This is a genomic window from Chitinophaga vietnamensis (assembly GCF_902167635.1).
Taxonomy (GTDB): domain Bacteria; phylum Bacteroidota; class Bacteroidia; order Chitinophagales; family Chitinophagaceae; genus Chitinophaga; species Chitinophaga vietnamensis.
The window spans coordinates 336,812-350,053 of the sequence record NZ_CABHMS010000006.1 but is presented as its reverse complement, the minus strand read 5'-3'; the positions used below and the strand labels follow the sequence as shown (position 1 = coordinate 350,053).

Genomic DNA, 13,242 nt, shown 5'->3' with positions numbered 1-13,242 from the left:
TTTTATTTTTTATTGCTAAATATCTTGGTGTCGGAATCTTGAAATTTTCGCACCTGGCCAGCCGGCTATCTTTTTAATGCCCGGGTATTTTTACCAGCTCACCCGGTACGAAAATCTCAGATCCGAAGGGGTTAATGCTCAATGGCAAAACAAAGATCGGAAGGCATTACGCATTGGATGTGCGTAAACATCTTCCTCAAAAAATCTTTTAAAAAATGTTGTAAAGAAGTGGGGGAAAATACTGCTTTTTGAAAAAGCGTAGTTATACGCTTGAGTATCAGCCGGGAATATGTGATTTTTGTATTGTCAAATTAGTTGTTGAAAGTTCCCCAATGTTTGTTTGTTAAGTTAAATTGTTTGTTAGCCTGCCTTATGGCCTTTACATCCAGCGTTACCGTAACCAGTGAAGTGACTGGCTTAACAGGTAAAACCCCAAAAACTCTTTTACCGCCATTCTGTATTCCCTGTCTCCCGATTCCTTGTTCTGTTGCTGCGGAAAGCAGCAGGAACAAGGAACACTGGGTGATAGTTAATCAGCGCTTAAACAGGCTTTATCCATACTTGAAACAGGCTTGAAACAGGCTTTAAACCACCAATATCCAGCAGGCCGCTAATTGGGTAATGATCCCGATAAAAAATCCGATATATACTTCCGCAGGCGTATGCGCCTTTAATACCAGTCTTGCAGTAGCCACAATGCCCGCCACAAAAAATGTGATCACGAGGGGTAAGGATACATTCATATGCATGCCCCACATGAGCGACAGCAAAAAGCCGATCACACCGCCCCAGCCTACCGTATGCATGCTCGTTTTCAGGAAATTATTGGAAACAAAAGACAGCGAGATCGCCAGGAAAGTGCCGAAGAAAAAAGCTGTGTAGAACTTTGGCGCCACGCCCTCCGCCAGAAAAGTATAGAATGCCCAGAAATAATATACGATCACGGCCACATAAGGAATGATGCGGTCGCGCTGCGTATTCATATATATAGAAGAGATGAATCCCAGCAACTTGGCCAGTGCCACCGTGAGCAAGGGAAAGAACAGACTGATGATCGCCACCCTGAAATACAGCATATCATACGGGAAGCGCTTGCTGATCTGCTTGAACGATACAAAATATTCCGGCAGCGATTGCAATACCAGGAAAGTAACCAGCAGCGGGATAAACAAGGGATGCGCCACATAAGAGATCACCTGCGCAATACTACGCATGGCAGGTGAAAACTCAGGCTCTTCTTGTAAATGCCCGTCGCGGTTCAATACGATTTGTTCTTGCATGATCTGTTTTTATAGTTCTTTACGTAAGCGCGCCACAGGGATATTCAATTGTTCCCTGTATTTGGCCACAGTACGGCGTGCAATGTTGTAACCCTTGTCCTGCAACATTTTCGTGAGATTCTCGTCGCTTAATGGTTTGCGTTTGTTTTCCGCTTCAATAAGGTCGGACAGGATCTTTTTCACCTCCCTGGTAGATACCTCCTCGCCACTGTCGGTAGACAGGGATTCGGAGAAGAAGAACTTCAGTTTGAAAGTGCCGAACTCCGTTTGTACGTATTTGCTGTTGGCAACGCGGCTCACCGTGGAGATATCCAGTTGGGTGCGGTCGGCGATATCCTTCAGGATCATGGGTTTCATGGTGGTTTCATCGCCGGTGAGGAAGAACTCACGTTGATAGTCCATGATGGATTCCATGGTGGAGAGCAGGGTATGTTGCCTTTGTTTGATAGCGTCTATGAACCATTTGGCGGCGTCGATCTTTTGTTTGATGAACAGCACCGCTTCTTTCTGGCGTTTATCTTTTTTATCACCACGGTCGTATTCCTTGAGCATTTCGCGGTAACCGCCGCTGATGCGGAGGTCAGGCGCATTGCGGGAATTGAGCGTGAGCTCCAGTTTGCCGCCGTTGTTCAGGATGAAGAAGTCGGGCAGCACATAACTTTCCGCTTTGTTGATAGAGGCGTAATTGCCGCCGGGCTTGGGATTGAGCTTGATGATCTGATTGATGGACTCTTTCAGTGCTTCATCCGAGAGGCCTAGTGCCTTTTGTATTTTCTCGTAATGTTTCTTGGTAAATTCGTCGAAATAGTTTTCGAGGATCTGATAGGCGGTATGTACGCCGGGATCGTCCTGTGGCTTGCGTTTCAGCTGTAGCAGGAGACATTGTTTCAGATCGGTGCAGCATACGCCTGGCGGATCGAACTCCTGTATCTTTTTAATGAGCTCATTGATTTCGGCTTCATCGGTAGATACATTTTGTGAGAAGGAGAGATCATCTACGATGGCGCTTACTTCGCGGCGCAGGTAGCCGTCGTCGTCGATAGAGCCGATGATCTGTTCGGCGATGGCGGTTTGGCGGTCGTCCAGTTCCAGCATGCCGAGCTGGCTGAGCAGGTGTTCGTGAAAAGAGGTTTCTACTCTTACCGGAATGGTTTTGTTGCTTTCATCCGGGTCGGGGTAGTTATCATCACGCAGTTTATAATCTGCCACATCATCATCACTGTCACTTACATATTCGGAGATATCGATATTGTCGTAATCAGTTTCGCTGCCATCTGGTTCAAACTCTTCGTCTTCATTATCGGCGGCGTCAAACTCTTCCTGTTCCTTGAACTCGTCGTCATGCGCTTCTTCACCGTATTCCAGCGCCGGATTTTCTTCCAGTTCTTCCTTGATCCTTTCTTCGAGATTGACAGTGGGCACCTGCAACAGTTTCATGAGCTGAATCTGTTGAGGCGAGAGTTTTTGTAATAACTTTTGTTGTTGTGTTTGTTTTAACATATCTGTTCCCAATCATTTTTAGTGACGGGTGAATGGCTATTGTTCAATGTTGTTATCCGGCGCGGGATCCATATCAAGATCAAAATCCAGCTCCGGCTGATCGGGGAGAAGGCGGAAAGATACGCGGTGATAGGGTGTTTCGCCAAACTCACGAATTGCATCGCGATGTTGTTTGGTCGGGTAGCCCATGTTTGTGTTCCAGCCAAAATGCGGATGAGCAGCGTGTAATTGCTGCATATATTCATCGCGGTAGGTTTTGGCCAGCACAGAAGCGGCGGCTATCGAAGCATATTTTCCATCTCCCTGGATGATGCAGGCATGCGGTATTTCTCTGTAAGGGACAAACCTGTTGCCATCTATCAGTATAAATTCCGGTTGCCTGCTCAGTTGCTCCAAAGCCAGGTGCATGGCTTTGAAGGAGGCTTTTAAAATATTTATCTTGTCTATTTCTACATTGTCCACACTGGCCACTGCAAAGCAGATGGCTTTTTTCTCGATCACTTTGCGCAGCTTCTCCCGGTGTTCCGGTTTCATCTGCTTGGAATCATTCAACAGCGGATGACGGAACCTGGGCGGCAGGATCACTGCGGCCGCGAATACCGGCCCGGCAAGGCATCCTCTCCCGGCTTCATCGCAGCCTGCCTCCACTAGCGCGTCCTGATAATGAGATAATAGCAAATCCTAATCTGTTTAGTGTTATAAGCCGGGTAAAATTACACCAATATTTTCCGATTTTCTTATTTGGTGATTTAGATATTTTGCCGCTGGCAAAACTAATATACATCAACAAAATAGCTAAATCGCCGACATAAAAAAATCTAAAATTATTTTTAGTTGTTATTCTTGAACAGATCTTTAAAATCCTGTTTGAAATCTGTCCATTCCTTATCGGATTTTTTCATCAGTTCATCCGCGGCTTTGCGGGTACTGTCCCAGGTGGCGGCGCTGCTCTTCTTCACTTCCTGCATTTCTTTTTTCATCTGTACTTTCAGCGCTTCCAGTTTTTTACGGGCTGTTTCACTTTGCTCGGTGCCTTGTTTTTTGAGCTCTTCGGTGGTTTGGTCTATTTCTTTGATACGCTTGTCGATGGCTTCTTCAGCCTGTTGTTTTTGTTCAGAGAGATAATCCCCGGCGTTGTTGGCGGCGGATTTCAGCTCTTCCCCGGCCTTTTGTATGCTGTCTTTGATATCTTCTTTCTTTTCCTGCTGGGTAGCGGTTTCGTTACAAGCGAAGCAGGCGGCCATTCCGATCAATAAAAACATTTTTCTCATAATCAGCAGTTTTAAAAATTTTAGAATAGGGTATCCTTTCTGGCATGGCCAGTTTGCAGCCTCCCTTTATCAAAACATATTCCAGTTTTCGGTTCATATGACATTATTTTACAGATGTGCAACCGGGCTATCACTGGAATGCGCCACCTGTCACAGTTTGGCGACGACAGTTTACAAAAAATTACCTAGGTTTGAGGTCCTTTAAACAAAATCTGCACAATCATGAGAAAAAATTTAGTGGTTTTGCTACTCCTGCTCTGCGCCAGCATTAAATGGGCAAAAGCAGATGAGGGCATGTGGCTGCCTTATTTACTGGGGCAGCAAACGTACAACGACATGGTGAAGAAAGGCCTCAAATTGACGAAAGAGCAGTTGTACAGTATCAACAAAGCATCGCTGAAAGACGCGATCATCATCTTCGGCGGCGGCTGTACCGGCGAAATCGTGAGCAACGAAGGGCTCATCTTTACCAACCACCACTGCGGTTACGATGCCATCGCTACCGCCAGCAGCGTAGAGCACAACTATCTCAAAAATGGTTTCTATGCTCTGAATAAACAACAGGAAATTCCCGCACCTAAATTATCTGTTCAGTTCCTCGTGAAAGTGGAAGATGTGACTAAACAGGTGGAAGAAGCGCTGCAAGGCCTCGATGGCGCCGCCAGAGGCCAGAAAGAACAGGCCGCCTACGGCGATATCATTGCCAAAGCTACTGCCAACACCGGCTACGAAGCCAAAGTGGTACCCATGTACAAAGCCAACCAGTACCTGCTTTTCGTGTACGAGCGTTATAAAGATATCCGCCTCGTAGGCGCCCCGCCTGAAAGCGTGGGCAAATTCGGCGGCGATACCGACAACTGGGAATGGCCCCGCCACACCGGCGACTTCTCCATATTCCGCGTATATGCCGACAAGAACGGCAAACCCGCTCCCTATGCGGCCGACAACGTTCCCTTGAAGCCTAAACATTTCCTGCCGGTATCTATCAAAGGCATCAAGGAAAATGATTACGCCATGATCTTCGGTTATCCCGGCGGTACCAACCGTTACGAAACTTCTTATGGCGTGCAGCTGAAAACCACGGTGGACAACCCTTCCCTGGTCAATCTCCGCGACGTAAGATTGAAAGCGATGTTTGAGCAGATGAAGAAAGACCCGGCAGTGAAACTGCAACTGGCTTCTTCTTATGCCAGCATTGCCAACTACTGGAAATTCTTCGATGGCGAAACAAAACAGCTGGAACAGCATCATGTACTGGAAGAGAAACAGGCCCAGGAAGCCGCTTTCCAGAAATGGGCCGCCGGCAAACCTGAATACGCCAACCTCTTCAACGACTACGCCGCTAACTATAAAGCCTGGTCGCCTTATGCGAAAGGCCGTGTATACCTGACAGAAGGTATCCTTGGCTCGCCGCTCGCTGCCTTCGCTGCTAACCTCTCCATTCTCGAGAAAGCGCTGGTAACGCCCAACACGCCAAAAGAAGAGCTGCAAAAGGCCGTGGAAGCGGCTAACAAGGCACGCGCCACTTTCCTGCAGGATGAAAATAAAGCCAGCGACCAGAAAATTCTTGCCGCTACCTGCCATATGTTCTACACCGATGTGCCCAAAGACCAGCAGCCCGCCAGCTTCTACGATGGCGTGAAAGCAAAATACGGCAGCCTCGATGATGAGAACACCTACCGCCTCTGGGCCACCGGCGTGATGTCTAACACCTTCATCTTTGATGATGCCAAATGGAAAGCCTTCGTAGCCAATCCCGACGCAGTAACATTGCAGAACGATCCTGCCTTTGCTTACGCCAGCGCATTCCTGAAGAACTTCACCGGTAAATACCTGCCGCTGTATTCACAGTTCGTGGCAAAGAATAATGACCTCGGCCGCAAGTACCTCAAAGGCGTAATGGAAATGTCGCCTAATGCTAACCGCTATCCGGATGCGAACTTCACCATGCGCGTTACTTATGGTCAGGTGAAGCCTTACACACCACGCGATGCGGTGTACTACGACTATGTAACCACCATGAAAGGCGTGCTGGAAAAATATGTGCCCGGTGATTACGAATTTGACCTGCCTGCCAATTATGTTGATCTCTACAAGAAAAAAGATTTCGGTCAATATAAAGATGCCAAACGTAACGATGTGGTAACCTGCTTCATCACTACCAATGATATTACCGGCGGAAACTCAGGATCGCCTGTGATCAACGCCAACGGCGAACTGATCGGCCTGGCCTTCGATGGCAACTACGAAGCGCTCAGCCACAAGATCCAGTTTGACGCAGTATACAACCGTACCATCTGCGTGGATGTACGTTATGTGCTGTGGTGCATCGAAAAACTCGGTGGCGCCAAAAATATTATCAATGAGCTGAAGCTCGTGAAATAAAGCGAAGACCGGCGAGTTATTTTCTCGCAAAGACGCAAAGCAGCAAAGGATCGCTTCGATCCTTTGCTGCTTTGCGTCTTTGCGAGAAAAATACCGCTCCGTTCACTGCGCTTGTTGAACTTTTTCCTCCTGCACGTTGTTATCGGATAAATACCATCGTGCATGCATAAACGAAGTTTACTCCTATTCATTATTCTCTTCCTGTTTGCCGGAAATGTTGCTGCCATTATCCGCATCGATCCTGTGAAAGACAGTACAGCCAAGGATTCTGCCCTGCAGCGGGTGACTGGCTTCCTCAAAAAGATCACGCTGGGCGGTGTATTCCAGGCCCGTTATACTGTATCCCTGCACCATGATGTAGATGTGAATGGCACGCACCAACCCAATGCCTCCGAGGTGGTCCGCAACAGCTTCAGCCTGAAGCGCGCGCGTTTGCAGGTAAAGGCGCAGGTGAGCGACCGCTTCTCCGCACAGGTACTGGTGAATCTCGCCGATTTTGCCTCCGACCCTAAAGGCAAAGTGCTCGAAAACGCCTTTGTATCCTACAAATGGAATGATGCTGTCAACTTTACGGTAGGCCAGTTCCGGCCATCGTTCGGGCTGGAAGACCTCTACCCGGTGGATATCATCAAATCCATGGATTTCTCTAACCAATACACCGCCTTTGGTAATAACGGCTGGCAAAGCTTTCAGCTGGGAGTGTCTATGTTCGGCGCCTTCAACCAGGACAAAGCCATCCCGATGAAATATGCATTGTCGGTGGTGAACGGCAATAACCGTAACCAGCCTTCCGATGATGATAATGGCAAACTGGCCACCGGTCGTCTCGAATTTGGCAATATGAATAAATTCTCACTCGGCCTCAATGGCGGCTTTGGCTCCGTAAAGCAACAAAACGTATATGCCATGGGGGTAGATGTGAGCACCGTTATTCCACTATCGCCCAAGATAGACCTGGAACTGCAATCTGAATACAAGCAAGGCACCGATCACCGCTACTATTACGCCTTGCCCGACTCCATGCGGACAGACCCGCTGAGCAGGTATGTCATGAATGGTATCTATGTATTGCCCAACTTCAAGTATAAGATCAATTATCATAAACTCACGTCCATAGAGTTTTCTATGAGATATGAATATTTTAATGAAGATTACAGACATGATGGCAATGCCCGGAATTCCTACATACCGATGATCAGCCTGGCTTTCCTGAAAGACTATGGAGGCCGCATCCAGCTTGGGATGCAGATAGATGATTACAAAAGAGATATCCCCGGAACCAAAACGCATAACAGCAATCTGATGATTGTACAGATACAGTGCAGACTATAACATCAACTTATGAAAGAGATCAAGTACCCACAACTCGCTATCACGCTGGCCTTTGGCCTGATCATCTGGTTTATTCCTGCGCCGGAAGGAGTGCATCCGGAAGCCTGGCACCTGCTGGCCATCTTCCTGGCTACCATCCTTGGCATTATCATGAAAGCCGCTTCCATGGGCACCATGTCCATGCTGGCTATTACACTCGTGGCATTAACCGGCGTACTGGCGCCGGGCAATCCCGGCAAATCCATTACCCTGGCGCTTTCCAGCTTTGGCGATAAAGTGATCTGGCTGATCGGTATCTCTTTCTTCATTGCACGCGGATTTATCAAAACGGGGCTGGGCAAGCGTATTGCATATCTGTTCATACGCATCTTCGGACGTAGTTCGCTGGGACTGGCCTATGGGCTTGGTCTGGCCGACCTGGTACTGGCGCCGGCCGTGCCGAGCAATACTGCAAGAGGAGGAGGGATCATTTACCCGATCATGAAATCCATGGCGATGAACTTCGGCTCGATCCCGGAAGAACCAGCCACGCATCGCAAGCTGGGCGGCTATCTTACGTTGAGCAGCTATAACATGAACCTGATCACATCTTCTATGTTCCTCACCGGAACGGCCAGCAACCCGATGTGCCAGAAGTTTGCAAAAAATGCCGGCATCGATATTTCATGGATGTCGTGGTTTACAGCAGCCCTGGTGCCGGCGATATTGTCGATTATCGTAGTGCCGTACCTGTTATACATCATCTATCCGCCGGAGATAAAATCCACCGGCGGCGCCCCGGCCATGGCGGCGGAAAAGCTGAAAGAGATGGGGCCTGTAAGCCGTAATGAATGGCTGATGTTGCTCGCCTTCGTGATCCTGCTGTTCCTCTGGATCACCGGCGATATGTTCGGGATAGACGCCACCACCACGGCTTTGATAGGACTGGTGTTCCTCCTGCTTTCACAGGTGCTTACCTGGGAAGATGTAAAATCTGAAAAGGGCGCCTGGGATACGATTGTATGGTTTTCTGCATTGGTGATGATGGCCAGTTTCCTCAATTCGCTGGGCTTCATCCCCTGGTTCAGCGACCTGATTAAAAAACAGGTGGGCGGCCTGCAATGGACCACTGCCTTTCCTATTATCGTACTGGTATATTTCTATAGCCATTACATTTTCGCCAGCGCTACGGCGCATGTGGCCGCGATGTACGCCGCGTTCCTCGGTGTGGGTATCTCTGTGGGAATACCAGGCACGCTGCTCGCGCTGGTATTGGGTTTCTGCGGAGGCATCTTCGGTACATTGACGCATTACGGCCATGGCCCGGCGCCGGTATTTTTTGGTAGTACCTATGTTGATCTGAAAGACTGGTGGAAATGCGGTTTCCTCATCAGTATCGCATTCATTGTAATATGGATGGGCGTAGGCGCAGGCTGGTGGAAAGTATTGGGCATCTGGTAATATTTTAAACAGAGGATTATGGCGCAAACAACATTATCGAGAAAGATATGGATGGCATTTACAGGATTGTTCCTTTGCTTCTTCCTGGTGATCCATTTGCTGGGCAACCTGCAATTGTTGTTGCCCGGAGAGCAGTCCAGGCAACAGTTTAACGCCTATTCGCACCTGCTGTCAGGGAATATCATCATCAAGATTATCTCTTATATTCTTTATGCCAGCATTATCGCGCATGTGGTATACGCGGTGATAATAACGTTAACGAATACACGTGCGAGACCAGTGAAATATCGATATGACCGCCGCGGTACTGCCAGCAAGTGGTACAGCCGGAACATGGGTCTGCTGGGAACGATCCTGCTGATATTCCTGGTGATCCATTTCCGCGATTTCTGGTATGTGTACAAGTTCGGCCAGCTGCCGATCGACGCCAATGGTCACAAAGACCTCTACACCCTGGTGGTGAATGTTTACAACGAAACCTGGTATGTGGCGCTGTATGTGATTTGTATGGTGGCGCTTTGTTATCATCTGCTGCATGGCTTCTTCAGCGCGGCCAGAACGCTGGGGGTGTATCATCCCAAATATGTTCGATGGATCAAGGCATTCGGCTGGATATATAGTGTTGGTATCAGTGCGGGATTTGCATTTATACCGGTTTACGTTCATTTTTTAAAATAGATGGCGATGCTGGAGTCTAAAATTCCTGAGGGACCACTGGAAGAAAAGTGGAGTTACTACAAGGCACATGCGAAGCTGGTAAACCCTGCCAACCGCCGCAAGCTGGAGGTGATCGTAGTGGGTACCGGACTGGCGGGAAGCGCTGCTGCGGCCTCTCTCGGCGAGATGGGCTACCGTGTGAAGAGCTTTTGTTTCCAGGATACGCCCCGCCGTGCACACTCGGTGGCCGCACAAGGCGGCGTAAACGCCTGTAAGAATTACAAGAACGATGGCGACAGTGTGTTCCGCATGTTCTATGATACGATCAAAGGCGGCGACTTCCGTGCGCGCGAAGCCAATGTATACCGCCTGGCAGAATGCAGCGCCAGCCTGATAGATCAGGCGGTGGCGCAGGGCGTGCCCTTTGGCCGTGAATACGGCGGGTACCTCAACAACCGTTCTTTCGGTGGCGTGCAGGTGTCGCGCACCTTTTATGCACGCGGCCAAACCGGCCAGCAGCTGCTGTTAGGGGCTTATCAGGCCTTGATGCGGCAGGTGAGCGCCGGTTCGGTGCAGTTGTTTGCACGCCATGAAATGCTGGACCTGGTGGTGAGCGATGGCAAGGCACGCGGTATCATTGTACGTAATATGGATACCGGCGCTATCGAGCGCCATGGCGCGCATGCCGTGGTGCTGGCTACCGGCGGCTTCGGCAAGATATATTATCTCTCCACCCTCGCCATGGGCTGTAATGGCTCTGCAATCTGGCGCGCGCACAAGAAAGGTGCGTTCATGGCCAGCCCCAGCTGGACGCAGATACATCCTACAAGCCTGCCGCAGTCGGGAGAGTATCAATCCAAGCTCACGCTCATGTCGGAATCGCTGCGCAATGATGGCCGTATATGGGTGCCGAAAAATAAAGATGATCAACGCCAGCCCAGGGATATTCCGGAAGAAGAAAGAGACTATTACCTCGAACGCCGTTATCCTGCCTTTGGTAATCTTTCGCCCAGAGATATTGCCTCCCGTGCCGCCAAAGAGCGCATAGACGCAGGTTATGGCATCGGCCCCCTGAAGAATGCCGTATATCTTGATTTTTCGAAAGCGATCCATGATCAGGGAGAGGCGAAGATCAGGGAGAAGTATGGCAATCTTTTCCGCATGTACGAAAAGATCACTAACGTAAATGCCTATACGGAGCCTATGCGCATTTCACCGGCGGCGCATTTTTCTATGGGCGGCTTGTGGGTGGATTATGAACTGATGACCACCATCCCCGGACTATTTGCTTTGGGAGAAGCAAATTTTTCTGATCATGGCGCTAACCGACTCGGCGCTAACTCTTTGCTGCAAGCCTGTGTGGACGGCTATTTCATCGCGCCGTATACGCTTGGTAACTATCTCGCCGATGAGATCAAGAGCGGGCCTGTAGATGTACGGCATGCTGCATTTGCCGCCGCAGAGGAACAGGTACAGGCGCAATTGCGCCTGCTGCTGGCGATTCAAGGGAATTTACCGGCAGATCATTTTCACCGGCAGCTCGGAAAAGTATTGTATGATAAATGCGGCCTTTCGCGCTCCAAAACAGGACTGGAAGCCGCCATCAAAGAGATCGGGGCTTTGCGTACGCAGTTTTATCATCAGCTGTATGTGCCCGGTGGTTATGGCATCAATACTGAGTTGGAGAAAGCCGGTCGCGTGGCGGATTATCTGGAATTGGGAGAGCTGATGTGCTACGACGCGCTTACCCGCAACGAATCCTGCGGTGCCCATTTCCGTGAAGAGTACCAAACGCCCGATGGCGAGGCGCTGCGTAACGATAAGGATTTCGCTTTTATATCCGCCTGGGAGTGGCCAGGGACGAATAAAATGCCGGTCATGCATAAAGAACCGCTGCACTTCGAGTTTGTAACACCCACTGTGCGCAGTTATAAATAATCATCTATCTAAAAACTATCGTGTATGCATATACGATTAAAAATATGGCGACAGGAAAGTGGAGAGAAATCCGGCAGGATGGCGGCTTACAGCCTTGATAATCTCAGTGAGCATATGTCTTTCCTGGAGATGCTGGACACCCTGAATGAGCAATTGATGCAGCAAGGGGAGCGCCCTGTAGAGTTTGATCATGATTGCCGCGAAGGCATCTGCGGGCAATGCGGGATGATGATCAACGGCCGTGCCCATGGCCCTTTGCCGAATACCACTACCTGCCAGCTGCATATGCGCAGCTTTGCCGATGGTTCGGAGATATACATAGAACCCTTCAGGGCGGCGGCTTTCCCGGTGAAGTGCGACCTGAAAGTAGATCGCAGCGCGTTCGACCGGGTGATACAGGCGGGCGGTTTTATTTCCGTGAATACAGGCCAGGCGCCGGAGGCGAATAGTATCCCCATTGGTCATCCGACTGCTGAAGCGGCTTTCGATGCTGCCGCTTGTATTGGCTGCGGCGCTTGTGTGGCTGTTTGTAAAAATTCCAGCGCGGCCTTGTTCACCAGCGCGAAAATAACGCACCTGGCCCTGTTGCCGCAAGGCAAAATAGAAGCGGCCGCACGCGTGCAGAAAATGGTGGATCAGATGGATGCCGAAGGCTTTGGCCACTGCAGCAATACGGAAGCCTGCGAGGTGGAGTGCCCGCAGGAAATATCCGTACTGCATATTGCCCGCATGAACTGGGAATACAACAAAGCCAAAGTGATGAAGAAGTAAGCCATATTTCTTCATATAGCCGTGTGCGTAGTACTACGCAATTTTTATTTATGTTGTCACTACGCACATTTATTGCGTAGCGCCGTTATAAATTTGCATACGTTTAGCCCCAAAATATATGCTGTTGCTGAAAGAGTTGTACAGCGATGGTTTGTAACCCCGGGCAATATTTATAACAGGGTTTGTAACCCCCAAAAAAGCAAGATGAAAAAGTTGAAATTGTTTGTGGTGCCCCTTGCATTGTTAATGATAAGCATGATAGCGTGCACCCCAAAAGAACACAGGTTGAAAGGACCTGGAGAAGTAACTACCGTTAAAGGTGATGCAGGTAATTTTCTGATGATCCGCGGCCATGGCTTCAGCGAAGATAGAGCGCTGAACAGGGTGGTTTTCGGTAAGGTACCAGCACAAGTGCTGCACGCCACAGCTGATTACCTGGTGGTGCAGGTGCCGCCACATGTGGAAGGCACTGTACCGGTAGTAGTGGCAGTTGGATCAGCAACCTCCAATGCCATGATGTTTGAATACAGCCCCAAAGGTAAACTGATGGCCGTTGCCAGGAATATTGGCAACGAAGTTTACGAATAGCGTTTAAGTGTTCTATCATAACAGTGACTTCCCCGTCCGTTGAAGGCTGCGCCGGTTTTGCCGGGCAGCCTTATTTTTTG

At 49.4% G+C, this 13,242-nt stretch carries 11 protein-coding genes; 7 read left to right on the top strand and 4 right to left on the bottom strand.

What is annotated here, in order from left to right:
- Positions 1–584 precede the first annotated feature (584 nt).
- The 4 genes from FPG75_RS18005 to FPG75_RS17990 form a co-directional block, all read right to left on the bottom strand.
- The gene (locus FPG75_RS18005; RefSeq protein WP_143308492.1) at positions 585–1,280 is read right to left on the bottom strand and encodes a hypothetical protein; all 696 of its coding nucleotides are present in this window, start codon (positions 1,278–1,280) and stop codon (positions 585–587) included.
- Positions 1,281–1,289: 9 nt separating this feature from the next.
- The gene (gene rpoN, locus FPG75_RS18000) at positions 1,290–2,780 is read right to left on the bottom strand and encodes an RNA polymerase factor sigma-54 (RefSeq protein WP_143308490.1); all 1,491 of its coding nucleotides are present in this window, start codon (positions 2,778–2,780) and stop codon (positions 1,290–1,292) included.
- Positions 2,781–2,816: 36 nt separating this feature from the next.
- Complete coding sequence (locus tag FPG75_RS17995; protein ID WP_143308488.1) at positions 2,817–3,458, bottom strand: ribonuclease HII; 642 nt, start codon at positions 3,456–3,458, stop codon at positions 2,817–2,819.
- Between the two features lie 152 nt (positions 3,459–3,610).
- Positions 3,611–4,051 (bottom strand): hypothetical protein, encoded by a 441-nt coding sequence (locus FPG75_RS17990; protein ID WP_143308486.1) that lies wholly within the window; start codon positions 4,049–4,051, stop codon positions 3,611–3,613.
- Between the two features lie 222 nt (positions 4,052–4,273).
- Between FPG75_RS17990 and FPG75_RS17985 the strand changes: the two genes are divergently transcribed.
- From FPG75_RS17985 to FPG75_RS17955, 7 genes are all read left to right on the top strand, one after another.
- Entirely contained in the window at positions 4,274–6,436 is a 2,163-nt protein-coding gene (locus tag FPG75_RS17985; protein ID WP_143308485.1) for a S46 family peptidase, read from the top strand.
- 162 nt (positions 6,437–6,598) lie between these two features.
- The gene (locus FPG75_RS17980) at positions 6,599–7,768 is read left to right on the top strand and encodes a porin (RefSeq protein ID WP_143308484.1); all 1,170 of its coding nucleotides are present in this window, start codon (positions 6,599–6,601) and stop codon (positions 7,766–7,768) included.
- A gap of 9 nt (positions 7,769–7,777) precedes the next feature.
- Positions 7,778–9,208, top strand: coding sequence for an anion permease (locus FPG75_RS17975; RefSeq protein ID WP_143308483.1), 1,431 nt, complete (start codon positions 7,778–7,780; stop codon positions 9,206–9,208).
- Between the two features lie 18 nt (positions 9,209–9,226).
- The gene (locus tag FPG75_RS17970; protein ID WP_143308482.1) at positions 9,227–9,886 is read left to right on the top strand and encodes a succinate dehydrogenase cytochrome b subunit; all 660 of its coding nucleotides are present in this window, start codon (positions 9,227–9,229) and stop codon (positions 9,884–9,886) included.
- 6 nt (positions 9,887–9,892) lie between these two features.
- A complete protein-coding gene (locus FPG75_RS17965; RefSeq protein ID WP_143308480.1) occupies positions 9,893–11,803 on the top strand; it encodes a fumarate reductase/succinate dehydrogenase flavoprotein subunit in 1,911 nt (636 codons plus the stop codon).
- 24 nt (positions 11,804–11,827) lie between these two features.
- A complete protein-coding gene (locus tag FPG75_RS17960) occupies positions 11,828–12,574 on the top strand; it encodes a succinate dehydrogenase/fumarate reductase iron-sulfur subunit (RefSeq protein WP_143308478.1) in 747 nt (248 codons plus the stop codon).
- Positions 12,575–12,778: 204 nt separating this feature from the next.
- Complete coding sequence (locus tag FPG75_RS17955) at positions 12,779–13,162, top strand: IPT/TIG domain-containing protein (protein WP_143308476.1); 384 nt, start codon at positions 12,779–12,781, stop codon at positions 13,160–13,162.
- The last annotated feature ends 80 nt before the right edge of the window (positions 13,163–13,242 follow it).

Bases quoted from the DNA above. Each gene is read 5' to 3' on its own strand.
- FPG75_RS18005 (WP_143308492.1), bottom strand. From the start codon at position 1,280: ATGCAAGAACAAATCGTATTGAACCGCGACGGGCATTTACAAGAAGAG.
- rpoN (WP_143308490.1), bottom strand. From the start codon at position 2,780: ATGTTAAAACAAACACAACAACAAAAGTTATTACAAAAACTCTCGCCT.
- FPG75_RS17990 (WP_143308486.1), bottom strand. From the start codon at position 4,051: ATGAGAAAAATGTTTTTATTGATCGGAATGGCCGCCTGCTTCGCTTGT.
- FPG75_RS17985 (WP_143308485.1), top strand. From the start codon at position 4,274: ATGAGAAAAAATTTAGTGGTTTTGCTACTCCTGCTCTGCGCCAGCATT.
- FPG75_RS17980 (WP_143308484.1), top strand. From the start codon at position 6,599: ATGCATAAACGAAGTTTACTCCTATTCATTATTCTCTTCCTGTTTGCC.
- FPG75_RS17975 (WP_143308483.1), top strand. From the start codon at position 7,778: ATGAAAGAGATCAAGTACCCACAACTCGCTATCACGCTGGCCTTTGGC.
- FPG75_RS17970 (WP_143308482.1), top strand. From the start codon at position 9,227: ATGGCGCAAACAACATTATCGAGAAAGATATGGATGGCATTTACAGGA.
- FPG75_RS17965 (WP_143308480.1), top strand. From the start codon at position 9,893: ATGCTGGAGTCTAAAATTCCTGAGGGACCACTGGAAGAAAAGTGGAGT.
- FPG75_RS17960 (WP_143308478.1), top strand. From the start codon at position 11,828: ATGCATATACGATTAAAAATATGGCGACAGGAAAGTGGAGAGAAATCC.
- FPG75_RS17955 (WP_143308476.1), top strand. From the start codon at position 12,779: ATGAAAAAGTTGAAATTGTTTGTGGTGCCCCTTGCATTGTTAATGATA.